Annotated in this window: 15 protein-coding genes; all 15 read right to left on the bottom strand. The window is 37.3% G+C overall.

What is annotated here, in order from left to right:
* Nucleotides 1–337 precede the first annotated feature (337 nt).
* The 15 genes from HP552_RS03325 to HP552_RS03395 all read right to left on the bottom strand — a co-directional run bounded on the left by HP552_RS03325 (nt 338) and on the right by HP552_RS03395 (nt 23612).
* Nucleotides 338–1081 (bottom strand): hypothetical protein, encoded by a 744-nt coding sequence (locus tag HP552_RS03325; RefSeq protein ID WP_175394224.1) that lies wholly within the window; start codon nt 1079–1081, stop codon nt 338–340.
* Complete coding sequence (locus tag HP552_RS03330; protein WP_175394225.1) at nt 972–7274, bottom strand: ATP-binding protein; 6303 nt, start codon at nt 7272–7274, stop codon at nt 972–974. The genes HP552_RS03325 and HP552_RS03330 overlap by 110 nt, the downstream gene beginning before the upstream one ends.
* A 35-nt stretch (nt 7275–7309) precedes the next feature.
* A complete protein-coding gene (locus HP552_RS03335; protein ID WP_175394226.1) occupies nt 7310–8230 on the bottom strand; it encodes an AlbA family DNA-binding domain-containing protein in 921 nt (306 codons plus the stop codon).
* Nucleotides 8231–8696: 466 nt separating this feature from the next.
* Nucleotides 8697–10481 carry a hypothetical protein gene (locus HP552_RS03340; RefSeq protein ID WP_175394227.1) on the bottom strand — a complete coding sequence of 595 codons (1785 nt, stop codon included), beginning with the start codon at nt 10479–10481 and terminating at the stop codon, nt 8697–8699.
* 318 nt (nt 10482–10799) lie between these two features.
* Nucleotides 10800–12392 (bottom strand): TnsD family Tn7-like transposition protein, encoded by a 1593-nt coding sequence (locus HP552_RS03345; protein ID WP_175394228.1) that lies wholly within the window; start codon nt 12390–12392, stop codon nt 10800–10802.
* A 22-nt stretch (nt 12393–12414) separates the two neighbouring features.
* A complete protein-coding gene (locus HP552_RS03350; RefSeq protein WP_175394229.1) occupies nt 12415–14313 on the bottom strand; it encodes a TnsD family Tn7-like transposition protein in 1899 nt (632 codons plus the stop codon).
* A gap of 15 nt (nt 14314–14328) precedes the next feature.
* Nucleotides 14329–16041 (bottom strand): ATP-binding protein, encoded by a 1713-nt coding sequence (locus HP552_RS03355; RefSeq protein ID WP_175394230.1) that lies wholly within the window; start codon nt 16039–16041, stop codon nt 14329–14331.
* Nucleotides 16031–18199 (bottom strand): TnsB C-terminal domain-containing protein, encoded by a 2169-nt coding sequence (locus HP552_RS03360; protein ID WP_175394231.1) that lies wholly within the window; start codon nt 18197–18199, stop codon nt 16031–16033. The genes HP552_RS03355 and HP552_RS03360 overlap by 11 nt, the downstream gene beginning before the upstream one ends.
* Nucleotides 18196–19017 carry a TnsA endonuclease N-terminal domain-containing protein gene (locus HP552_RS03365; protein WP_175394232.1) on the bottom strand — a complete coding sequence of 274 codons (822 nt, stop codon included), beginning with the start codon at nt 19015–19017 and terminating at the stop codon, nt 18196–18198. Before HP552_RS03365 ends, HP552_RS03360 begins: the two co-directional genes overlap by 4 nt.
* A gap of 156 nt (nt 19018–19173) precedes the next feature.
* Nucleotides 19174–19509 carry a hypothetical protein gene (locus HP552_RS03370; protein WP_175394233.1) on the bottom strand — a complete coding sequence of 112 codons (336 nt, stop codon included), beginning with the start codon at nt 19507–19509 and terminating at the stop codon, nt 19174–19176.
* 971 nt (nt 19510–20480) lie between these two features.
* Nucleotides 20481–20645, bottom strand: a complete 165-nt coding sequence (locus HP552_RS03375; protein ID WP_175394234.1) for a hypothetical protein — start codon at nt 20643–20645, stop codon at nt 20481–20483.
* 337 nt (nt 20646–20982) lie between these two features.
* Complete coding sequence (locus HP552_RS03380) at nt 20983–21420, bottom strand: protein-tyrosine phosphatase family protein (RefSeq protein WP_175394235.1); 438 nt, start codon at nt 21418–21420, stop codon at nt 20983–20985.
* Between the two features lies 1 nt (nt 21421).
* The gene (arsC, locus tag HP552_RS03385) at nt 21422–21847 is read right to left on the bottom strand and encodes an arsenate reductase (thioredoxin) (RefSeq protein ID WP_175394236.1); all 426 of its coding nucleotides are present in this window, start codon (nt 21845–21847) and stop codon (nt 21422–21424) included.
* Between the two features lie 2 nt (nt 21848–21849).
* On the bottom strand, nt 21850–23286 hold the full coding sequence (locus tag HP552_RS03390) for an arsenic transporter (protein ID WP_175394237.1): 1437 nt from the start codon (nt 23284–23286) through the stop codon (nt 21850–21852).
* Entirely contained in the window at nt 23283–23612 is a 330-nt protein-coding gene (locus HP552_RS03395; RefSeq protein ID WP_175394238.1) for an ArsR/SmtB family transcription factor, read from the bottom strand. Before HP552_RS03395 ends, HP552_RS03390 begins: the two co-directional genes overlap by 4 nt.
* Nucleotides 23613–23991: the final 379 nt, after the last annotated feature.

The following is a 23991-nucleotide window of genomic DNA, read 5'->3' on the forward strand; positions in this document are numbered from 1 at the left end:
TGTTCAGTGACGTTATAGTTGGTAAATGAAAAAACGTGTATTATCAAGCTTTTTCAGCATTCTGACATAAATTCAATTGACATTATAATTGGTAAATGAAATTATTCCATAATTAAAAGTTACATTATAGTTAGTAAACCCATAATAATACATTTTTTTCGAATTAAATAAATACACTAAATTCAGTGCTTCATTGAAAAACGACATATTCATCACTCATGTTACGAAAACAACATTTAATCCGATTCTTCAGTAACCGATACTTAAAGGACATCCTTATTCGTTACCAATGTAAAATTATTTACATAACTTTTAATCTACTGATAATTTACTGATATTACCTACTCGATGTATCCTTACTTATTCTCTTTAGTTCATTCCTATACTCACCCAATAGCAATTCGTTCAACTTTGAAAAAGACTCTAGTTTCCTAATCCTGGATTCTATAATCTTTCGCTTCCTTTCATTTTCTTTTTGCCCTTCTCCCCAAATATCTTCAACATCACTATACAATTCTTGAAAGATTACAGAGAAGCTGTCTCCTTCCTGAAGTGCTGCTGAGTTTTCTAACCATTCAATTGTAGAATCATCAGTTGCAGCTACGGCAGATTGTTCAAAAACATATTTTAGCCACACTCGCGTTGCTTCATCAATTCCATCGGCAATATCCAGCCACTTCTGAACTTCTTCCGGTACGTTGTCTGTTGTATCCCTTCTATTTTCAAAGAAGAAATGACGGTCATTTTCAGGATCAAGTCGTGCTAGTGTTCGGAGTATAGGCTCAAAACTTTCAAACGGCCTTGAGCCCCTAGGGAAAGCTGATCTATGGTTCCACAATTTTAAAATCGTTTCAAAGCAACGTTCTTCTGCCTCTTGCTTCTGAATACCTGAACTGTGTTCGGCGATTTCAATTTGTTCCGCGATATAGTGCGCCATCCAACGAGCAGTGGTATCTACACCAGGATCCAAATCAAGCTCTTTGACTAGAGCTTTGCCTAAGTTCATAGTACGTTTCTGTATCTCTGAGTCTTCCATCAGCTGAGAAGATAAATAATTTGCTAAACGGTGGCTTATACTCATTCGACTCACTCCCTCTCATGTATGATTTCTGTCTAAATCTTCTTCTAATTTGAACTTCAATAATCAATTCACACTGGAATTCAGTACAAAGTCTTTTTAGAAATGAGAGCGATGCAGTTAGTCGATTACCACAACGTATTTCCTCTTCTTCATGACTATCATAAATAGGCACCCAAATTTCGCAAAGTATTGATGCTTTACTCTCATCAGCCAAAGTCCATTCCCTCTTCTCATAATCAGAGGAAATCTTCATTTTCTCAGTGATTGAGTTCCCTATTTTATATGGTGGGTAATCTACTTTAGCAGAATGTGGATCAAATTCATCTAAATACTTATATGCTTCTTCTTGATATACCCAACCTTTAAGTTTAAATGTATCCAAGTCTATTTCCATTTCATCTTCTTCGTAAAAAGGTAACTTAAAATCATGAGGATTTGAACATGTGCTCAGTGCATGCAAAAGAGATTGAGCAGTGGCCGATGATACTAAAGAACTTGTAATATAGAAACTTTCTGCTCTTTCACTATCTCCATCCTCCCATGATCCGAACACGTTCAGCCATAATTCTCCGTTTCTTTCAACCAATAAACCATCAAGAAAATCATCATTCGATATTTCTTCACGCCATTCAGGCTTTCTCGATTCATTAATCCATTCCCTTCTAGACAAAGGAATAGGATCTCTACGGTCATATAGCCAATAACCATCACTTCGAGTTAATAAGTGTCTGTGTAACCACTCATACCACTCATCTTCATACCAATCCGAGATGTAAACAACGGGCATCTTCTCCAGCAGCTTTGAAGCTACGACAAGCATGGCATGATATGATAGATAAAAGTCATAATTGTCTATTCTAGGGTAACTTCCATGACCATGATAAGTTTGTTGTTGTTCGCTCGACGATCTCCATAAAGAGTGGCGTGGATCATTTTTATACCCTCCATCATGTTCTATTTTCCATTCATTAATAACAACATCGGTAACAAGATCCTTCACTTGCTCACTAGAAATACCGAATACTCTCCCTAATGGTTTAAACCAGTAGCTATCAAAATCATAACCATGATGAAAATTCAAACTTTTATCAATCGTCTTGTTAGCATGCCAATAACTATCTCTTGTGTCCCGACTGTCCTCTAATTTAACTCGAGCAAATTGACTTTCCCCTACTCTCTTAAGTGATTCAATTATTCTTCTCGTGTAAGTCCCTGAATAAACCTTCTCGATATTGAGAGCAATATCAGTTGAATATTTTTGAATAAGCATATGAGGTGAATATTCTAAGGCAAATTTATAGAAAACATCACTATGACGTAGTAAAATTTGCGGGTTATCAATGGATACTCTAGCAAGTGAAATGAACAAATATAGTCTAGCATGTAAGTTATAGAAAGGAAATTTAGTCGCCCCAAATAAATCAACATTATCCCTTTCTAACCACTCTATTAATGCATCGATTTCTTCAGTGCATTGAGCTTCTGCAAGTCTCCGGACACAATGAACAGCACACCAGCGTGTTGAAGATTTTGGAGAACCTAGAGCCGACCAAACAAAACCTGCAAACGCACTATCCATTTGAACTGACGGTACAAGCGATTGTGGCCACGATCCATCAGCGAAATCAGGATCAATATGGAGTTCAAATCTTGATAATGCGAAGTCAAGTAAATCAGTTGATTCCTGTGTTGAGATATGTTTCGAAGCAATAGTTACAAAGCCAAAAAATGTAGATGCATGAACCAACTCTCCATGGGTTGCTAATCCTTCGATTATTCCTTTTTGAATAAAAGGTATATTGTCCGTTCCTAAATGAAGTTGCCTAGTGAAAAAAGAGATTGATCCCCTTTCCAGCAGAGACGTAGCAAATCGTTTCCCTACGAATTGCATGATTTGGGGCCACTCAATCTTAATGCTCATTTTGCGTTGCCACTCTTCCGGCATTAACAAAAGCGCATTCTGTATATCATAAAAATCGGCTTCATCTACTCTAATAAGCTCATACAAAAATTTCTTCGCTTCACTATCGGAAATTCGATTGTATACTTCACGCCATAAGGACTCGCTGTTTCGCACAGTCTGAGGAAGTCTATCATAGCGTTGGATAGCTTGTCTTAATCCATTAGTTGAAACCAAATCCAAATCATGCAGCAGATCGTTCCAATCAATCGCACTCTCTTCCGACTGTACATGAAGCGAGAAAGTACTTTCTTGGTTAAGAATATTCTCTTCATCCAGAATATCGCGATTATAAGCAATAACTTCATCCAATAGACTACTTTGTAAAGAGTGCTTTTTAGCCGTTTCAGCAATTTTTTCCCAAACTCCCCCTCCAACTCCGTTTATCCTAAGTTCTCTAATGGCTGATTCAAAAATACACTTCCGATTATCATGCGATGTTTCATTCTCTATACATAGTCTTGAGAAATCCCCTATTTCAAACTCCGTCATAAATGCAGAAAGAGACCATGCTACCGTTGGCGCAACGTAGCCTCTTTTTACAACTTCCTCAGAAAATGCAATTAGTTGAAGATTAAATCGACCAATTTCCCGGTCCCGCCATCTGCTTAGTGCAGCGATTCCAGTTACCGGAGACAATCGAATACAAGTTCTAACAGCCTCATCCCTGTCCCAATACTTTTCGCGAGCTACATTTTCTCCGATCAGCTCAGCACAACGTATAAATCTGTAAGCTAAGTCGGAAGGTGCAAATTCATCTACTTCTCTTTGATTAGCTAGGGAAACAACTGCTTCCCATCTCTCAACAATTTCATCGCCAAATTTTGAAACAGCATCGATGGCAAAATTGAAGTAAACAGCAGCATCATCACGATTTACATTAATCAATGATCGTGCAAGATCAATGTAACAGTTTGCCCTTTCTTCTGAGCCAATGTCAGTAGCAGAACAGATTAAGTCATAAGCATATTGTTCAAAATCTCGCTTCTGTTCTGCTAAGTGGCTTAATCGGAAAGCAGAACGAACTAATTTCAGATGATCAGAAAGAAACATTCCGTTACTCTTTATATATTTTTCATAAAAAGTCTTGATTGACATTTGTCCGAAAAATTCATGAAACATCAGGATGTCACAACATATTCTAGCTATTTCCGTTGGTAAACTATCATACTCTCTATATCGAATTGATGTTGCTGATCCTGATTTTTTTTTCACTTCCCCTACTTCATTATCAAAATCAAGAATGTCCCCGGCTAAACAGCGTATCCGCAGCACATACCAAGGTAATAATCCTCCAATCACCTCTTTTATTTCCCTTATCTCTTGTTCATCCTTATATTTTCTATTCTGTTGTAGATCCTTTGGAAGCAATTCATTAATATCAAATTCGAGATCTGAAAGTAATACTTTTTTTAATGCCAAGGCACGCATAAAAATTGCACGATCTTTATTATCGTAATCGCTTGTAATAGACCGTGAGGCACTTTGAGGGAAATAATGATTCAGAACCCTGATGATTTTCCCCTTCGGTAATTTGTTTGCTGCGCAAGATTCAAGAAATGAGATAAGAGATTGAAGTGTCGTGTCTTGAAAGGTATTTTGTATTTTTGAAATTCTAGCCCGTTTTGTAGTGAGTAAATCAAGGCAAGAGCAGAGTACATCAGAATTGGGAATATGTCCGATATCTAAGGACTCATGCACAAAAGCAATTATTAAATACTGATTACGTGAACCAAGTTTTGCAAACTGCATTGCAGCAGATAGTTCCCCTAGGTCCATGAGCCGTTTAAATAGTTGCCTAGAAACATGATAGATAACCTTCTTCGGTCGCCAACTCATAAGAAATTTGAAGGCCCTCTCTACCCCATGTAAATTAAAATGTGCGTACACGAGTTCCATAATTTCTTCATTTTTTAGTTTTTCATGATGAAATGGAATATCTTCTTCTTTTTTCTTATCTCTATCCTTGAAGTATAGACTCAACCAGTTCTCAGCAGCCCTAAGAAAGCTTCTGGCTTCCCCTCTAAAATTCTTGACTGTTGATAACAACGCTGCTGAGTAAACATTCTCTGATCCTCTCCAAGAACCACTAAACAAACGACGAAAAGCAAATTCCTGTACACGTTGTTCATCTTGTAAAGGCGCAATCAGATCAATATTGCTTACAAGAAGTTCGAACTGTCGTTTATCACCGGCTGCTTCTTCACCTGCTCGTAAAGCTAATTTTATTGCCTCAATAAAACTTTCTTGTTTCAACGAAGCCTTAAATGCAAATTGAAGACGAAATACTCGAATATTTCGCTTATCAATGGGATTATCGGGAAGATATTTATCGGATAAAGCTAATTCAACAAGATCGGTGTTCTTCCCTGCTTGTAATAATAGAGAAGGCATAGCAGAAGCGACATATGAATACTCGTTAGCAAATGGTTTAATTTGTTCAATTAAAAACTCTATTTGTTCCTTCGATGCTGCATAAGTTTCCCTAAACCAAGTTTCCGTAGGCTCATCTCTAAACTGAACTGAGGAATCAGAAAGCCATAAGGGACGTCCTATATCTGCAACAAAACTTCTTATAGTAGATTCCTCAACATCAGCTGCACTAGATAGCACCTTCAGAGGAATAAAGGGAGGTAGTGTCGCAAGACCAATACATATGGAATCGATTTGTTTTCTGTAGTTATCATGAAGTTTATCTCTTATTGAATCGATTGCTGACATTAATTGTCCTTCAATTTGTTCATCGACAGTGGATCCCATTTTTCCAAGACTGGTGAATACTTCAGTAAGCGTACTACCATTTAAACTTAAGGCATTTGACTGTACACGTGGATTGCCACTAGTAAGCCTATGAAATTCCAATCCATCTTCAATAGATGCTTGGGGATGATAGTACCTTAAATAATCAAAAGACTCTTTCTCCGAAAATGGCTTCAACTCAAGGCTTATGATGTTACTAGGCGGCTGGAGTAAATGTATGCGCTCAGTTCTACAAAGGGCAACTATTTTAACTCCTTCTATTATGCGTTCACGGAGAAGTTCATGAGCAAAGCAGTTATCATTAAATTCTGCCGCAGCCATTTCAGCATTATCGGCTGCATCTAATAGGAACACCAGTACTGCCTTGCTATCTGATTTCTTCATAGCAATAACTGCAGTTTCAATTCTATCGAGGAACTTCCTCAATATATCTGTTTCAGATGCACCGGAATTCACTATAAGTGGATCGCAAAGACCTTGTACAGCCAATTCATTAACAATTTGAACAAATGCTTGGCTATGATGATGCCTCACTTCGCTCCGATTACGATAACGTCCACCACCAAAGCAATCATATACAACACCGAAAGATCCAACAGGTAATGATCGGGCTATTTGACGAGCAAAAACCGTTTTTCCTACTCCTCCAGGAGCATGTATGATTAGCGGAGCTGATGATGCTAAAATTGTTTTCAACAAGTCATTATGCTGCTCTCTAAGCACAAGAGTTTCAAGAATTTCAAACTCAGGTGGAGCAGGAAAGAGATCACGTTCGGATGTAACTTTAAATTTCTCAAGTATTTCTTCACGAACAATTACACCATCGGAATCAGGCAAAGCCTTGTCGCGAACTAATCCAGTAATGCTTTCTATTTCAGGGTTATCGATGTTTCCGGCCACCAACTGAGATATTTCTACATGAAGCCTATACTTCTGTGCGTTATAGTCTCCTTCACCGTCTTCGAATTTTATACATGCACAAAACTTTCTCAGGTCTTCATCAGATAACTGAGTATATTTTAATAATGTATTTTTATACTTTAAATTAGCTTTTGCAGCAGTAGATATCTTCTCTATATTCTCTTTAAGGTTTCGATTAATTGGTCTATTTGTGACAATAGAAAATATTAAACTATCGATCTCATTTGATGCATTAATGAGCTCGTTATATCGTTTTGAAAAGCCTTCAAATGTTTCTCTGAGATCGCTTAGATCAAATGGGTTGTTTTTATGAACAGTAGTATGTTTCAATTGAAAATACGCTACATTTTGAACTCCCTGTCTAGTTAATGAATCAGAATATTCGGCGATATCAATTACATATTCTCCTGCAAGTTTACTCTCTTTAGAACCCTCCACCACAATTTGATTGATTCGAGATTTAGGCGAGATTAAACGTAAACACCGACGGGCTGCCCAACGGTAGTGAAAAACGTCACCAGCTCTTGAATATCTAACAAGTTCGTTCTCCATCAATTATTCCCCCGAACTAAATGGTTTTTCTTCATCTAATGCGTCCGTAACTTATGCGGGATCCCCTTCTGCCGTTTTACCTTCCAAAGAAAGTCACCGATTGCAAAAATTCTCGCATTCTTAATATTTGCAGAATATTTTTTCTCTCGTGTATCCACTAACAGAAGCTCAAATACGTATTCCTCAGCACATATTCCGTGTTCATCAATATTTAGTCTGAATGGGTCTGATGATTCAAAGCCAACCATTAATTGTCCAACTTTTTGGGTTTTTGGTGGTAACACTAATTTGAAATCTGCACCTATAAATTTATCCAGCCCATATACGTGATGCCTTGAAAGTTCTTTTCCTTGATCATTGCGGACATATAAGGTGCCACCAATTATTGTAATAGGCAATTCTGTTGTATTTGTTAATACAACTTCTATAGAAGCACAACCCTCTGTATCGTGTACGGCGTTTAGTGTCTGTTCAAGAAAACTCATTTCAAATTGTCCTTTGTTTAAATACATATAGTCTAAGTCACTTCGTTTGGCTATTGTGTTCATACTTCCTTTACGAATTAAGCATAATCCTTCTTTCAATCCACTGAAATTCTTTCTCATCATATATGGCTTATTGTCTGTTTCGTAAATTTTAAAAATACCTAACACTAGACCCTTATATTCGTATTTGAAATAATCAAACTGTATCTCGGGTTCGATATTATTTAAGACCAACTGCACATAATTAGATGAGTCTATAAATTCTTTTGGATCAATTCCTTTTATCTCCTTGCCTTCTGGTCGATCCTTGACTCCAATAATAATGAATTTATCTCCATTATGCCGAGAATTGGCCATTGCCATTATATCCATGAGTAAATCCATACTTTTGTCTTTATGGTATTGTCTCTCTTTAAAGTCCAGAAATTCGCACTCATACCCTGATTCAATTAACTCAGCAATCTTATCCATAGCCACCTCACCCTAACTCTATGTACAACAACTTTATGTTTACTTGATAACTGTAAAAATTCAATATCATGCAAGAAAACCCTACTTTATTCACAAAATCTCTCATATAATACCAACTATAGGGTATATTGAAAAATTGAAAATTGATTCTTCTAATGTACTTATTTCTCTTTTGATTCACTAAGTAGTTGATAAATAATTCCCATTATTGTTACCCCACTAAAAAAGAAATGTTTTACAGCTTTCTGGGATGTTCATTACGATACTTTATCTCTCTATGAATCCTTACTTTTATACTCACTAAGGCATAAATTCAAAAAAAGGAGCCCAACTTAATGTCTCAGGTTCCCTTTCTCTATGTTGAAATTTTCAATATAAATCCGGTTTTGCAACTTTCAGCTCATGTTGCGTGACATTATAGTTGGTAGCCTATTTAAGCACAAGTAAGTTTTTTTATTTCACCACTTCATTGCGCATCAATGTAAGCTTCACAACTATCACAAAGTCCGTCCTCTTCTTGGTTTAGAGTTTTATCGCATCTAAGACAAAACCCTAATGTATTTACTTTTCCACAATTAAGACATTCTCCCATGCTATATCTTAAAGTACTCTCTCCGTCTGACTCTTCATCGCTTAGATAATATACCGAATAGGATCCACAATGACGACAAGCTACACTAGCAATCTCATCCTCTGTGATTTCCGGAAAATCTGAAGATACCAAAGATGATATGAACTTTTCCATTTTAGATAATCCAGATGTGACCTCCCAGTGATCATGAACTAAGGGCATATAATTTGTTTGCTCTTCGTTATACTCCGCTTCTCCATTCGTATAATATATATCAAACATTTCCTCTTTATCTTTTGTTATTACTCGCAATGTTACTGTACTTGTAGCGCCTGCAGAAGAATCGATATCGGGTAAGACAAACACTTGTATATCATCTCTTGTTACATTGTGCTCAATTGTATATATAATGGACTCTTCATTGAGAGTAGGTTCATTATATAAAAATTCTAAGTCCGAGCGATAGTAAAACATATCTTTTAAGTTATCAAAACTGGCAGTCAAGTTTTCTTGGAATTCTTCTATAATGTCACTCTCCTCAAGAATACGAATACCAGTTGCTTCTTCGATATAATCTTTCCAGTCATCAGCTTGTTGCCTTTCTCTTACTTCAGCCTCAAACCTTGTTTCTTCCAAGTAACTTGCAACTTCCGTTTCCGTATATTTTTCAAATTTCTTTTCGGCTTCTGTAATCAATTTTTGGAGTTCACTCATGCTTTTATTGAACTTATCCCTCAATTTTAAATCTATCAGTTTATTATGAGCAACATGATTTCGGTCTGTAGTAAACTCAGACCAAAGGCCACTAAATTTTCTGGAGTCACAGGAAAACCAAGGAGGGAAATAATCTTCCCAAAAATCTTTATCCACTTCCATTTGTTCTTCTAATTTTTCTAATAGATTAGGGTGTAACTTTTCGATTGATTTAGTGTTAAAGAAGATACTATTCATGATGCCTTGGAAAAGGAAAAGCTTCTCTTTTTCGTCTCTGGTTAAAGCATTTAGTGGCTCAGCAAAACCCTCAAACAGATTCATTTCAATTTCATCAGGTTCGCGAAAAATGTTATTCCTCTTCAACTTATATGTTTTATAATTCAGGATTCGAATTAAATCACCTGTATCAATAGACATCAGATTAGTATGTATATTGTCAAAACTAGGAGTGCGTCGTCTATATTGATCACTTCTTTGGTTATACTTATTGATCAAATCGTAGGGCATATATCTATCCCACCAGTCCCCCCCAAGCTTAAAAAACATTATGCTGTTGATCAGTCTTCTTAAAGAATTTTCTACACTATGTACTTTCTTATACAACTCTTCAGCAAAAAGTTCAGATTGAGTGTCCTCTAACCAAACACACTGCTCCCAATCAGCAATCATTGAATCTTTAATTTTTATTTTTAAATCATGTAACTCCAAATTCGATGAATCATTAGAAGGAAGAACAACATCTACCTTAAGTTGAACTGTTTCATGAGTTGCTGCAACTGTAAAGGTTACAAGAAAATCTGTTTGCTTATATTCAAAGGTACACTTACGTATTGTTTCCTTGTTTGAATAGAACTCTAAACTGTTAGAATTCAGATCCGACTTTACCTTTTCCATAATTCCTTCTGTATAGGAATGGAAGTCAAAAATACTACTGTTTTTCTTATTGATCATTACAAACTTTATCATCAGCCAGTTCTCCTTTTGAAATGTATCCAGGATGATTTGATTTAATCAACATCATAAATCTTTAATTTTCTCTTACAAACATCGCATCTACTTGAATTACAAGACCAATGGCTGTGGGAATAAAGTGTAGGAGAACTTCGCCCCTGAAACATTAATAGATTTACATGAATCCCATTTTTTAATTTGTTATATCACACCATCTGTTATTTCGAATATCACCTAACTCACTCCTAATGTTGCCATTACCATCTGAGTTTAATTGAAAAAACAAATCTAAACAATACGTACACTACTCAATTAGATTGTTGTACACTCATATTATCCCATCAAACGCTTACGTTCATGATACTGTTCAGTAGTTTCAACCACCCTCTCAAGCTTCGCGCGGCTAAGGGGTAATTTTTCTTGTTTAGTATGGATCATCGTCGTACAATGAAGCTTTTGTAATATTATTGAACGCGATATCCGACGTTTGTAATTTGATTTCAATGTAGTAGCTGTTTTTTCAATATTCTGCGCTAAAATTTCATCTCTTCTTTTCCAATCTACACGCTGGTATGGCACTCTCTTATCACTATAATTTTGCCTTTGACGCTTAAGTTTGTGACGAATACTTCTATTAGTACTTGAACAATCCTTAGCTGACTCTGAATAATTCAAGTATTTTTTGACGGTTCCGGGATCTACCCCCAATCTTCTCGCCTTTTCTCGTAAGCTCAAAGCAGGATTTAAAGATAATTCATTCAACTTCTTCATCCATTCGGCACCTAGCTGCTTAATTCTGCCAACTCGATAAATATCAGTTTCAGTTTGATCCGGCCCTCTACGTGAGTAGATAAAACCGCAGCTACACTGGAATGTACCAACAGGTTTGGCGGTTGACGAACACCTTGTCACACGGACAGATTTAATTACTTTCTCCTGAAAGTGAGCTGATGCTTTGTTTAGACACGGCCAAGGTCCATGACCAAAAGCTGTTGTGTTATGTTTCTGGTTATTCACAGCTATACTCTTTAGATCTAGATTAAGGAAATACTGCACTAATAGATGTCTTAGGGGATGAGCGGAGTGACGAGGTTTTCTCAATATTTTGTGGAGCCAAGTGTCTTCACTCCTCTTATCGACTACACAGCCGAATTCTTCAAGTAGAGTAGTTCCATAAAAAGAATTGAACCGAGGGATAAGTTCTCTAAATTTGATTTTCCCTCCTGGTGTTAGAAATCCTAAACTTTGAAGCTTGTCGAAGTACTGCTCTCTGATTGCGTTAAGATTCAGTGAATCGTAGTTGCTATTTAGTAAATCAACAGCCTTCTGAGCTATATTAATCTCCTTATCGATCCCTTGAAGGGAGGCCGGAAAACTTGCTGAAAGTATAGCTTCAAGGGGAATAAACATATGTTTCTTTTCTTTTTGTGCATAGAGGATTGGGGATTCCAACAGATAGCACTGATGCTCAGGACACACGGAGACGCCGGCCAATTGATGAGAACGATGCCAATAAGCAAGACCGGATTTTAGGCGATCGGTTCGCACACATTGAATACAGTATCTAAGAAATCGGGGCATTTTCACTCCACTTGGAGGCAACCCCATCCACATATAAATTGACTGACAATTCGTGTGCACTAAATTATGTAGTATTTTTTCAAAACGATATTTTGGAATAAAAGGACGGTAATACGGAATAAGAGTATGATGTTCTAATATATAAGAAATGGGGATAGCCTTCCCTGGTATTAAAGTGTATAACCTGTACAAATGACCAGAATAAGCCGTTATAGCAGCTACATTAGATGAAGAAAATAAGTCCCTTAATGTCTTTTTACCACTTTCATTTCCAGAACTATGATGGTACCTTGCAAGTACACTATATAACAATTCATCAAAAAACGGAGTTGGAAAATTTATCATATCTCAATTCCCTCCTTAAAATCTATCTATTTTTCTTTTCTAATTCGTCAATAAACCATTCTTTTACTTCTTTCGAGCATTGTTTAACCACAGGAAACAACCTCCCGATTGTTATGATGCTTGGGGACCTATATCGGGATTTTTGTATCCGTTCAAGAAAATGATCAATAGTACGTATTACATAATCATCTGCTGTCTCAATATTTGATTCAAAAAGTTCTCTACTACGCGGGAGAATTGATCTATGACGATAGTATAGATAACGCTTAGAAGCTATAACTTGTTGAAGAATAACTGCTCCCACTATTCGTTTATGTGGATTTTTTTGATAAGCCGACGTAATAGCCTTTTTCAACTCTGAATACATTTCATCATCTAATGTGTTACGATTAATATTTTTGGATGATTTCCTTATAGGTGGAAGATGTTTCTCCATCCATTCTCTTTCCCTCTTCATGAGCCAATTATATCTATGATGGCTGCTTTTTCTTATTTGAGGTCTAGTTGCACCATTACCCAAAGTATTTATCGCATTTAGGATTGTTTCCTTGTAGATTGATTTTTTGTCATCTTGAGCAACTACCGCCTGGAAAAAACCTATTTCTAACACCCGCTCGTCATCAATCCCTCTAGGATATCTTCGTTTCCTTCGATGACCTATATGTGGTCTCAAATATTTATGAACTGTAGTTGTATTAGAATGCAATTGTTTACTGATCTGCGTTAGATTCAAGCCCATTTCATGCAATTCTATTACCTTTCCCCTAAACAATGGACCCCAAGTATCAATAGAGTAACCTGAATTCTTATCCTCATTTGGCCTTGTTTTGCGAGTATAGATCATTCCACAATCCGGGCAAGTGAACCTCCCTGTTACGTATTCATTAACTTTACGTTTAACTTTGCTAATTATATTTTTATTGTAGTGCACGCATATAGGGTTAAGACACGGCCAAGGACCGAAACCAAAGGGGAGTTTTATTGAATAACATTCGTGCTGACTTAAAAAGGATTTTACAGAGCCAGATAAATACCTCATTAAAAGGATGTATACAATTATATGTCTTCCCATATAGTCTTTATTGAATAATTTAGTTCTCCTATCATTCATCAGGTTTTCCGTAAATATTCCAAACTCAGTTAAATACTTTTCACCATAAAACTCGATGAATTGATGCATTAATTTTTTCTTGTATATGTGACCTCCCCGAAAATGAATGAAGTTACGTGTACCAATATAGATCATAAATTTGACATGGAGAAAATCAATATCTAAAGTAGTTCCTTTTAACAAGGTGTTCAGATCATCTATTAATGCTTGGTCAGTTGGCCTTTTTTTTGGATTTCTACTCTCAGTTAAATCTTGATTACAGTAGGTGCAGTAAAGATCATATGGCATTTCTCTTCCATCTTTTCTAATCAAGGGCTCTTCACATTTATTACATGAAGAAATCAGGTCTTTTCCATGCAGTAAGCAATGGTTCAGGAATAAGAACTGATGCAAGCGATGTAGATATACTGTCCGATATTTATCGTAATCTTCAATCATGCAATCAGGACAGTATCTGCCTTCTGAACTAGTAAAAGAATACATCGATAGCGCCTTTAACTGATTCCTAGTCGTGTTCCCTCTCATCCCTTGTAGAATATATGCTTGCCTTTCTTTTGTAAGAAAAGGTCTTATCATTGGAAAATAGCTATGATTCTCAATAATTTCATTCTCAAAATCTTTCATTAAACCCAAATCATTTGAAATACGAGTCAGATTTTCGGGATATATGATTGGACCTCTTTTTATTTTTCCTAAAAGTTCTTCTTTACTGAGTTCAAATGATTTGGCTGACCTTAAATAGTAGCGGTGAACAATACTACGAAAATCCTCATCGGGATATGTTGGTGGAAAGTATATAATTTTCTTCATGAATCCCCTCTCCCCTCATACAAACTCATCATATTCAGCAACTAGTCCAGCTAATCTAAGAGACTCATCAGTTGTGATTTTTTGCTTATTGGCCTCATAAGAAATGAACCGTATGTCGTCAGGTTCTAAAGGATTATTGGCTTTAGATCTGGTTCTACGAGATCTTTCCTGTATAGTAGGCTCAATTTGAACTTCTGTTGCTGATTCTTTATTTGCAAGAACTTTCTCGGCGATTAAAGAATAGAGAAGCTCTATATCTACATGTACATTTCTATTGTCTAATTCAATTTGTTCAGCAAAAACCAAAGCTTTTTCAGAAGCAGTGCCCATCTTCATGGCAAAAGCACACAACTGTTCTATTAAAGCTTTCCGATTATGCTGTATTAAAATCAACTTATGTTCTTCTGAAAGTTCGCCATCAATTGTAATGCGATGCTGGGCATCCATAATATATTTCTTAAATGCAATCCAATCAGGTTTCAAATCTTCATACTCAGCCGGGTCGATATCCTCTCCTCCTCGTATGCGTTCAAATATGGGTTGAACAAGCCTGAAAGTCTTACTTGCTACCCTCTCGAGCATCTCCATAGTGATTGACTCTCTTTCTTCATACAAGATTGAATGACACTGAATATGCATAAATAGCTTTACTGCAAAATCAGGAATACCTAATGTATGGTAGTACATCGCTGCTTTTAACTCCGGTGTAAGAGGAGTGAACGTTTTCGTGTACTGTAGATCCCATAGCCCTTGGATAAACAATTCCCACTCTAATCCATCTTTCATCCGATCGGTAATGTTCTCAGCATAACCATCTGGTATACCTCTTCTTGTGTTAGCTAACGAATTTTTAAATAGATATAACGCTTTAAATGTTCCAATCATAACAATAGGTATACCAATAGAATTGGTGAGTTCGGTAATGAAATCAATCATCTTATCTTCTCCACCGGAGTGTCCCTTATGAATACGTTGGATCTCATCGATAACCAGCACACCTAAATTAATTTGTCCGGCCACCTTTGACATTCTTTTAGCGAGAATTTCAGCTCGACCATCTTTCTCAGCCAGGTCATCGTAATACGATGTTCCTAAAAGTTTATCTACTGCAAAATAGAAATTGCGACAAAGTGCTCCTACAGATTTATTGCTTGGGCATTCGATATGAAGCCACAGGACTTGCTTACAGGCTAAATAATCTGATTTATATTTGGTATGGTGGATTACTTGAGGAATTAGACTTAGTACTCTCTCATAAGATTTTGATTTCCCCATTCCACTTAAGCCTATATCAGCCATTTGCTGAGCCGTTTGAATATTGCCCGCTAAATTTTCTCCAAACGCATTGGTTCCTGCCGACAATATCTCATCTAAACCAATGGATAACTCTCTTTGATAGATGGGACTCATAGGGTTTCTGGATTGATAACCAATCTTAATCATAGTATATAGATTCCTATATCTTTCAAAATGGGATACCAACGGCTGCCAATAATTTGGTTTAATCTGTTGAACAAGTTCCACACGTTCTTCATCATCAAGTTGGGATAAATCGCCTGTATATCGCGGCACCGAATATAATAATTGATAGAGCTGATCTTGTGATATTCTTGGAGGGATAGCTTCTATGAAGGGGTTGTTCTGATATGCTTCAATAATCTGTGGATGGTATTCTGCTTTAATTTGTCTTCCCTTGAGATATAAATAATGACCCGATTTATTGTTCATTCGTAGTCCGCCTCTCTCTACTTTTACTCAGAAGGAAGAGCTGCATCTTATTAACGGGTACAGTTGAAGTTGGAGTCGAAGGTGGATCTGGTAACACGAGGTGAGTTTCAGTATGCTTGACAGTTAGCTCCTCCTTTTGGCGCCTTGCAGTCCAAGAATCCGAACTTCCATTCATACGTGACTCCAGTTTCCTCATGCTTCGCTTATTTTTTAATTTATTGGATTTGGGTAGTCCTTTTTGCCTCTCCTTCATAGTATTTCTTTCTAATTCAGTCGCATACTTTGCAACGGCATCTAATTCCGACTCAATCTGGTATCTTTCATTTCTGGCAGATTTTAATTTTTTATTTTTGAAACTTAGTATAGATTTCACATCATCAATATGCAGACCTTCATATTCCTTAAATTTTGCCGTTAGACTGCATTGCACAATAGAGCCATTTTTGAGTCGAACGAAAATACTGCTGCAATTTCTAGGATCGTAGCTAACTTCAATTCTATGTTCGCCCTCTATTAGTTCATCTTCGAACCAACCTTCCTTAACCCCAAGCTCACATGCATAATTTAGTTGATTTACATTAATCCCTCGTCTTGTTACAACTCCCTCTTCTTTAGGTAAGAGGACATATCGAATCAGCTCTCGAGGTTCTTCATGGAGTAAGCTTCGCTTAGCTCCCCAATTCCACATAGAAATTGGTGTTAAATTCACATTATCTCTAGCCATTTCACTGGTTACTAGAAAATCGTCACTAAGCGCTTTACGATTATACTCTAGTACAAATAAAATAACGATCTTGGTAAATACCTCGAAAGTATAAACACTCTTTTTGGAAGGATCAAGTTCCCCTCTTTCACGATGTTCCTTATGAACCGCTCCGGGTATCAATTCTTTCACACGTCCACAAAAGCTTCTAAACTGCTGTTCGATGTATGGCTTCAAATCTGCTCGGTAAGAAGGAGGGTTAGCCAAGCGAACATTTAAACTCACTAAATTGTTGGAGTTTTTGCTCTTCATCTCTCCACGATCCCCTACTATCTTTTGAGGAAGATATTTGGACGGCCAATCTTCTTCATTAATGACTACTCCATATTTAGCACAAAATTCCACCTTATCCGTTGAAGCATTCTCCAAGGCTACCATTGCTTCAGACCAAGAATTCGTTTTTGAAATATGCATGCCCACAATAAAACGACTCATAACGTCTTTGACAAAATAAACATGAGGTCTCCCAATGACAGTACCATAATCAGAAGAAAGTAAAAGTACATCAGCTGGTGTAGAGTCCGTTTCGTAAAGTTCCCCGGGATTATAAATTTTCTCCATTGGAGATCCCAGTATAGCTCTATTATTCATTTCTGCTTTAAGATCCCCTATTTTAGCAGCTAAGCGACCTTTTTTGTTGTACTCCTTTGCATACCAATACCTGAATTGCCTGAGAGATGGACAATTAGCCATAATTACAATGGGTACCATCACATTGTGTTTTCTATAATACCCTTCATTATAATGATTCTCACACATATGCTTATGAGTAGCAGTTAGATTCATTTTTAAGTCGGTATGATATTTCTTTATAGCTGACTTAAATATTTCTTTATCTTTCACTGTTACAATAAAGTTATTGGCTTCGTCTGTTTTTGGGCCTGTCTTCCTCCCAATTTCCCGCCTATCTCCAGTAACACCCACATCGTGATAATCATGTAACAAGCCATTAATCGATTTCCCATAAAACCAATACCGTTTTAATAGATAATATATTGTTTTTTGAGGTTTTCCTGATTGCTCAGCTTTATCCCTAATTAATTCCCCCCGGGATTCACTCCTATAAATTTCTGGTTCTCTGCCCACTAAAGACTCAATTAAAGCGAATTTTTTATCTCTATTAACACCATACTTGTTTAAATAATCGTTTGAAGGATTTAACATCAACAGATCTGGCTCATAAGCAGAAATACTTGCGTCCTCCAGCTCCAATAAATCCTGTAATTCTTCATAATCACGAAAATAAGGTAGTTGTAATTTTCGTTTATTATCAATGTTTACTAAAACAACGTATGATCGATCAGGAGCAATCCATAGAATCCGCTCAAACGATACTCCTTCTTGATCCTTTGAATTATGTTTTTGGAAAGCAACGACAGAATTAATATAAATCATAGGGCTTCCACCTTTGATTGATTAACTGAACGTTCAATTTGAAGAGGAGCACTTTCTCGAATAGGTTCCATTATTGAAGTGGTCCAATGTTTATTGGCAAGCATGTGCTTCACCATAAACATTGATGTTCCTGGTTCTATTCCTAGTTGATTATCACAATGAAGACACTTTTTGCTTATGGACATTGTCCGATTGAGAATTTGAAGTTTATTTAATAGAGGTTCTGCTAACATGCTAACCATTTCAATATCTAGACCTGGCCTACCGTCCAGCCTTCTTGCATCATATAACCAATCAATATTTTGTATGAACGAAATGGGCCTTCCAACCTCATAAACCACTTTCCAGTTCAGATTCATTTCTTTATAGTACTGACGTTCAATCTCAAAAAGTTCTATGGTACGTTTACTCAATTTATGAATGGGTTTGATGGTACGTGGATGTTCTTGAAGCTCACCATGAATATTCTTCGTAGTAAGCATAAAGTCAGTAGACATAACTACATCCTCTCCTTTATATTGAGGATGTTTGATATTCAGCTTCGCTGCAATTTTCTGAGTAGCTTCAATGGGTGTTAAAGGGTATTGCTCTCTAATGTCTACAACTTGATCAGACCAATCCTGAACAATTAGATATTGATATTCATATTTTGAGAGTGTGTGATGTATCCGATTAGAGTGCCATCCTAAAGTACGGGTAAGCCATCCCTTCGAAGCTACTTTGTTGTCATTAGCTTGGATGAACGGAACATACTGTTCACCTCTACCTTGCCCTCGTCCATCCTTCAATCGATTAACGTGTGTCTTATTAATTGACATTTCTCACACTCTCCTTAAAGAAAAGACACATAACCTTGACGTTATGTGTCCCTCAGATGGTGTATATTTTCCTCATCATATCACAGATAAATAGTATTTATAACTCTTTTTGTAAAAACTTGTCTGTCGGGCAAGTTGGTTACATTCTCCTAACATCTACAACTTGTTACGATCCTTTCTCTGCCTTTTTCTCCGTGGCATCCTCTTGAGTTGTTGTATTTTTTTAAAGTATGCATCCCTATTCTTAGTACTGATTTCTACATCGTTGATACGATTACAAATAATATCAGGTTTGTTTTGACTAGGTCTTAGAATCAGTTTTTCATCGTGTTCATTGTATTTATAGATTGTTATAATCCAGCCCTTAATCATTGCTTTCTCGTACCAACGTTCCCTCAGGGCTTCTCGACAAGAGTAGTATTGATCTCGGAAACAAATTCCTTGCATTGTGACTAATGCGAACTGTTCCTGGTCCACAACTCTATCATCCATCCTTCATCCTCCCCAAATACTTTATTACTAAAGTTATATCCGTTTACGGATAATATATACACTTTTATCGATATACCAATTTATAATGTTTTTTTATGATAATCACGCAACAGTAATTTTTATATTTTCTTTCTCAGATAAGGTGTATAAAGGGGCATTGTTAGGGATGTATAGTCACTCAGTTCACGATCAAAAATTAAATAAAGTAGTTGTACAAGATTTACTTTGAAGATTTTACATTGCAGAATGCGATATTCAATAAGCGTAGTCTGTAGCAGGTGCAGCGACCTTTAGTGCATTAATGGGAGTAACGGAGCTAGGTAGCTATATGAATTTCGTTCTAACTTTGTTGCAATAATAAGATTGTCTCGGGCATTTCCTCCAGTAACGGTTCTTCTAGAGGGATGAACGTCACAATCTCTGCAAGTTAAATAGCTCTATCTAAATAATAAAAGCCGCTATATTAGCGACTTTGAATAGAACAATTTTCTTGTCCTGCGAGAATTTAAGGCAATTAGTAGTTATGATTTCTCAACGCTGCTGCTGCCTTTCCGCATCGGCTTGTCTACGATAGCCCTGCCCAGCCCGCTTCTGCTCGATCGAGCATTACATTTTTTTAGTGTTGATTTTGAGGGTGCTTCCAGTTCTCCATATCAAGAGTTGCTTGAACGACGACCCGAGCTCCTTCCTTGTTAGGGTTGCCCATGACATTAGTCTCCTTGCTTCAAAATGATTTCGAATTTAGGTTTATCTTCTTCAAACTGACTCGTATTAAGAGATTGTCTCTATTTATTAAAAAGAAAATTCGGCAGGCGTGAATATTATCTTTCACGGGTTCGTCTTTTCAACGAAAGGATTCCTATACTAAAAACGGATTATTAAGGTCCATCAACATGATTTATACATTCTCATTACTTATCGTATATGCAGGAAAAAGCCAACATTTAAGCGCTGGCTTTATTATAAATGTTTTATTTAACTTTGATGAATGACGGCATACCATAGTTCGCCTTTCGCTGGTAAACAACGGTTACTTCGCGATCAGGACCACCATCAAGTGAAGGAGCCATGAGTTTCACTTTCGAGATGTCATCAACTTGCTTTTGTTTAATAAACTCCTCATTCGTTTTACTCATCTTAATCCCCCCCAAGAGATAATCTAATGTGGTAATCTGTTCTTGATTTTCCTCATCTAAAATTGCAAACTCTTCCAGATCACGGATATGATACAATTCTATACCCGAAGGATAACACAATGTATATTCAAGCGCAAATGACGCTCTGCCATAAAAATTATGTCAGCGATACCTAAATTCATATACAATGGTAAACAAGCTAGTTTTATCTTTACACTTGGCCACAGGCATTTTTAAGCAGTTTAAGCTTCGTCTAACTTGCGTTATGTGTAGTTTACGTTCTCCATTGCTTAGTCAACTAACGTTTCCCGTTAGCTTAACGGTTAAAAGCCTTGTTTTAGTATAATTTCTTTAATATTTCCTTTTGCATTGGCTTAATATTAATGATATTTCTGATGATCTTTGCCTGTACCTCAGCATCATCAATTGTACTAGCTAACCTTAGTTCTAACAGTGTTCCGGCTGCAACGGTCCCCGTTCTCCCCTTGCCTCCTCCACAGTGAAAGGCAACTTTCTTGCCTGCATTATACGCTCCAACAACCTCATCAATGGCTTGTTTAAATAGCTTGGCTTCATGCTCTTTCGTATCGTCATCAAGCGGAACCTTTACCCACTTCACCTGATCTGTTGGATACGCGCACTCTGTTGCTTCTTCTCGAAGATCCACCACGACCTCAATGCCTTCGTTAAGAACCATTGCCTCTACGTCGGCAGCTCCGCCCATAAAGATTTTATCGGCAATAAGTGCATGGTATTTCTTTTCGGCATGATCCATTTTACTTACCTTCTTTCAAGAACTGCTCGATTCGAGCTTTAATTGAATCGCGGACCTCAGCGAATGTAGCTGTGATTTCTTCCTCTGTACCTGTCGCCTTGGCTGGATCATCGAAGCCCCAGTGCCATCTTTCAGCTTTGTCATTACGTACAACTGGACAATTATCGTTGGCATGACCACAAAGCGTAATGATGTAGTCTGCTTGTTTTAACATCTCAGGATCAATTACATCTGATGTATGATTCGAAATATCGATTCCAGCTTCTTTCATCGTTTGAACCGCACGAGGATTTAAGCCATGTGCCTCTAATCCAGCACTTCTCACCTCATATTTGTCACTACCAAGTGCCTTTAAAAATCCATCGGCGATTTGGCTTCTGCAAGAGTTTCCTGTACATAAAAAGTAAACAAGTGGTTTGTTGTTCATGATTATTGATCTCCTTTATCTTTGGTTTGGCTTACTTGTACTTTCGCTTCGCCCATTTTTGAGTTAATTAACGTTTTTATGATCATAGTGATAACAACCAATGCTACTGTGATTACGGCAATCATTAACCAAACGTTTATACTTGTTGAATGAATCAAGTGTAACCACAAATACAGTCCGGTTAACGTGATAAAGAGCGTTGGGATGGTGAGCACAATTCCAATTTTGAAATAACTTCCCCACGTGATTTTTACATCTTTGCGGGACAGTACATGTAGCCACAAAAGTGTGGCGAGCGATCCAATCGGTGTAATTTTTGGACCCAAGTCACTGCCGATAATATTGGCATAAATCAGCGATTCTCGGATGACACCTTGCGTACTCGTTCCATCAATAGCAAGCGCATCAATCATCACTGTGGGCATATTGTTCATAACCGAAGACAATACCGCAGCTAGAAAGCCCATACCAAGTGTGGAGATGTAGAGCCCCTGGTCCGCAATAGCTTGAATAACCTTCCCCAGTTCATCTGTTAAACCCACATTTCGTAGTCCATAAACGACAACGTACATACCGATAGAGAAAATCACGACTGCCCATGGAGCCCCTTTAATGAGCTTCCATGTTTGAATAGCGTGACTCCGCCTTGCAGTTAAGATAAACAAGATGGCTATAACCCCAGCGATAACAGACACCGGAACTTGAATGAACTCGCTCATCAAGTACGCAATCAGTAGTACGGCTAAGATCACCCAAGATATGTTGAACAGTTTCTTGTCCTTGATTGCTTCAGATGGGTTTTTGAGCTGACTGACTTCGTAGTTCCTTGGAATACTCTTTCTAAAGAACAAGAACAGGACCAAAAGACTTGCCAATATTGAAAAGAAATTCGGAACAATCATACGACTCGCATACTCCACAAAGCCAATACCAAAGTAATCGGCAGAAACGATATTGACGAGGTTGCTCACGACGAGCGGAAGTGACGTTGTATCTGCGATAAAACCACTTGCGATGATAAAAGGTAAAATCATCTTTTGATCAAATTTGAGCGCTCGGACCATGGCAAGCACAATAGGCGTTAAGATCAGTGCGGCACCGTCATTTGCAAAGAACGCTGCAACCCCTGCCCCAAGCAGCACAACATAAATGAACATCAGCTTACCATTACCTCTTGCGAGCCTTGCCATGTGTAGTGCAGCCCATTCAAAAAATCCGATTTCATCTAAAATCAAAGAAATTAAAATAATAGCTACAAAAGCAAGCGTGGCGTTCCATACGATTCCTGTAACCGTACCTACATCGGATAGACTGACGACTCCAAAAAGAAGTGCAAGGACAGCTCCAGCTGACGCTGACCATCCAATACTAAGCCCCTTAGGTTGCCAAATCACAAAAGTCAGTGTAAGCAAAAAGATTAATATCGCGATAATGGTCATGCTTCCTCCTGAGGACCGCAACAGTTTTTCAATCCTGCTATTTTCTCTTTCATGGATGGCAGATACGGATACACACACTGAACATAGGCTTCTGCATCTGGATTAAGAGAGTAATACACCCACTGCCCTTTTTTCTTTTCATTAAGGAGACCGGCTGCCTTTAGTTTTCGAAGATGCTGACTGGCGTTTGGTTGCGACATGCCAATAATGTCTGTAATATCACATACACAAAGTTCCTGTTCCTGAAGTAGCGCAATGATGGTCAAACGTGTTTTATCAGCCAATAACTTATACGCCTCAGCCATCTCCTGAATTCTTTGTTCCATATGTACACCCCCTGTGATTAGTCTTCTCGGCTTCATTTAATGATATAAGCATATAATAAATCACTTATATAATCAATGACGAATATAAAGAATTTTAGTGCATCAAAAAAGTCGGCAATAAAGATTACCGACTTACTCACGAACTAGAAATTCACATTTTGACTTGATAAAATAATGACCGTCTTTCATCTTAACTATATCTTTCGTTTGATACTCAATGATTCCACCTTGATCTAATAATTCATCATGCTGATATACCTCTACATGCCATTGTTTTAAGATTGCATCATTAAGTTATGCTGCGGTATACAAAAGTGTGCCCTTCAATATAGTCACCTCAAGAATAGTTATAATCACCAATTATAACATCCTCCTGAGA

The organism is Paenibacillus xylanilyticus, assembly GCF_013359935.1.
Lineage (GTDB): Bacteria > Bacillota > Bacilli > Paenibacillales > Paenibacillaceae > Paenibacillus > Paenibacillus xylanilyticus.

Excerpts from the sequence above, each read along its gene's own strand:
- HP552_RS03325 (WP_175394224.1), bottom strand. The coding sequence starts at position 1,081 with ATGAGTATAAGCCACCGTTTAGCAAATTATTTATCTTCTCAGCTGATG.
- HP552_RS03330 (WP_175394225.1), bottom strand. The coding sequence starts at position 7,274 with ATGGAGAACGAACTTGTTAGATATTCAAGAGCTGGTGACGTTTTTCAC.
- HP552_RS03335 (WP_175394226.1), bottom strand. The coding sequence starts at position 8,230 with ATGGATAAGATTGCTGAGTTAATTGAATCAGGGTATGAGTGCGAATTT.
- HP552_RS03340 (WP_175394227.1), bottom strand. The coding sequence starts at position 10,481 with ATGATAAAGTTTGTAATGATCAATAAGAAAAACAGTAGTATTTTTGAC.
- HP552_RS03345 (WP_175394228.1), bottom strand. The coding sequence starts at position 12,392 with ATGATAAATTTTCCAACTCCGTTTTTTGATGAATTGTTATATAGTGTA.
- HP552_RS03350 (WP_175394229.1), bottom strand. The coding sequence starts at position 14,313 with ATGAAGAAAATTATATACTTTCCACCAACATATCCCGATGAGGATTTT.
- HP552_RS03355 (WP_175394230.1), bottom strand. The coding sequence starts at position 16,041 with ATGAACAATAAATCGGGTCATTATTTATATCTCAAGGGAAGACAAATT.
- HP552_RS03360 (WP_175394231.1), bottom strand. The coding sequence starts at position 18,199 with ATGATTTATATTAATTCTGTCGTTGCTTTCCAAAAACATAATTCAAAG.
- HP552_RS03365 (WP_175394232.1), bottom strand. The coding sequence starts at position 19,017 with ATGTCAATTAATAAGACACACGTTAATCGATTGAAGGATGGACGAGGG.
- HP552_RS03370 (WP_175394233.1), bottom strand. The coding sequence starts at position 19,509 with ATGGATGATAGAGTTGTGGACCAGGAACAGTTCGCATTAGTCACAATG.
- HP552_RS03375 (WP_175394234.1), bottom strand. The coding sequence starts at position 20,645 with ATGAGTAAAACGAATGAGGAGTTTATTAAACAAAAGCAAGTTGATGAC.
- HP552_RS03380 (WP_175394235.1), bottom strand. The coding sequence starts at position 21,420 with ATGGATCATGCCGAAAAGAAATACCATGCACTTATTGCCGATAAAATC.
- arsC (WP_175394236.1), bottom strand. The coding sequence starts at position 21,847 with ATGAACAACAAACCACTTGTTTACTTTTTATGTACAGGAAACTCTTGC.
- HP552_RS03390 (WP_175394237.1), bottom strand. The coding sequence starts at position 23,286 with ATGACCATTATCGCGATATTAATCTTTTTGCTTACACTGACTTTTGTG.
- HP552_RS03395 (WP_175394238.1), bottom strand. The coding sequence starts at position 23,612 with ATGGAACAAAGAATTCAGGAGATGGCTGAGGCGTATAAGTTATTGGCT.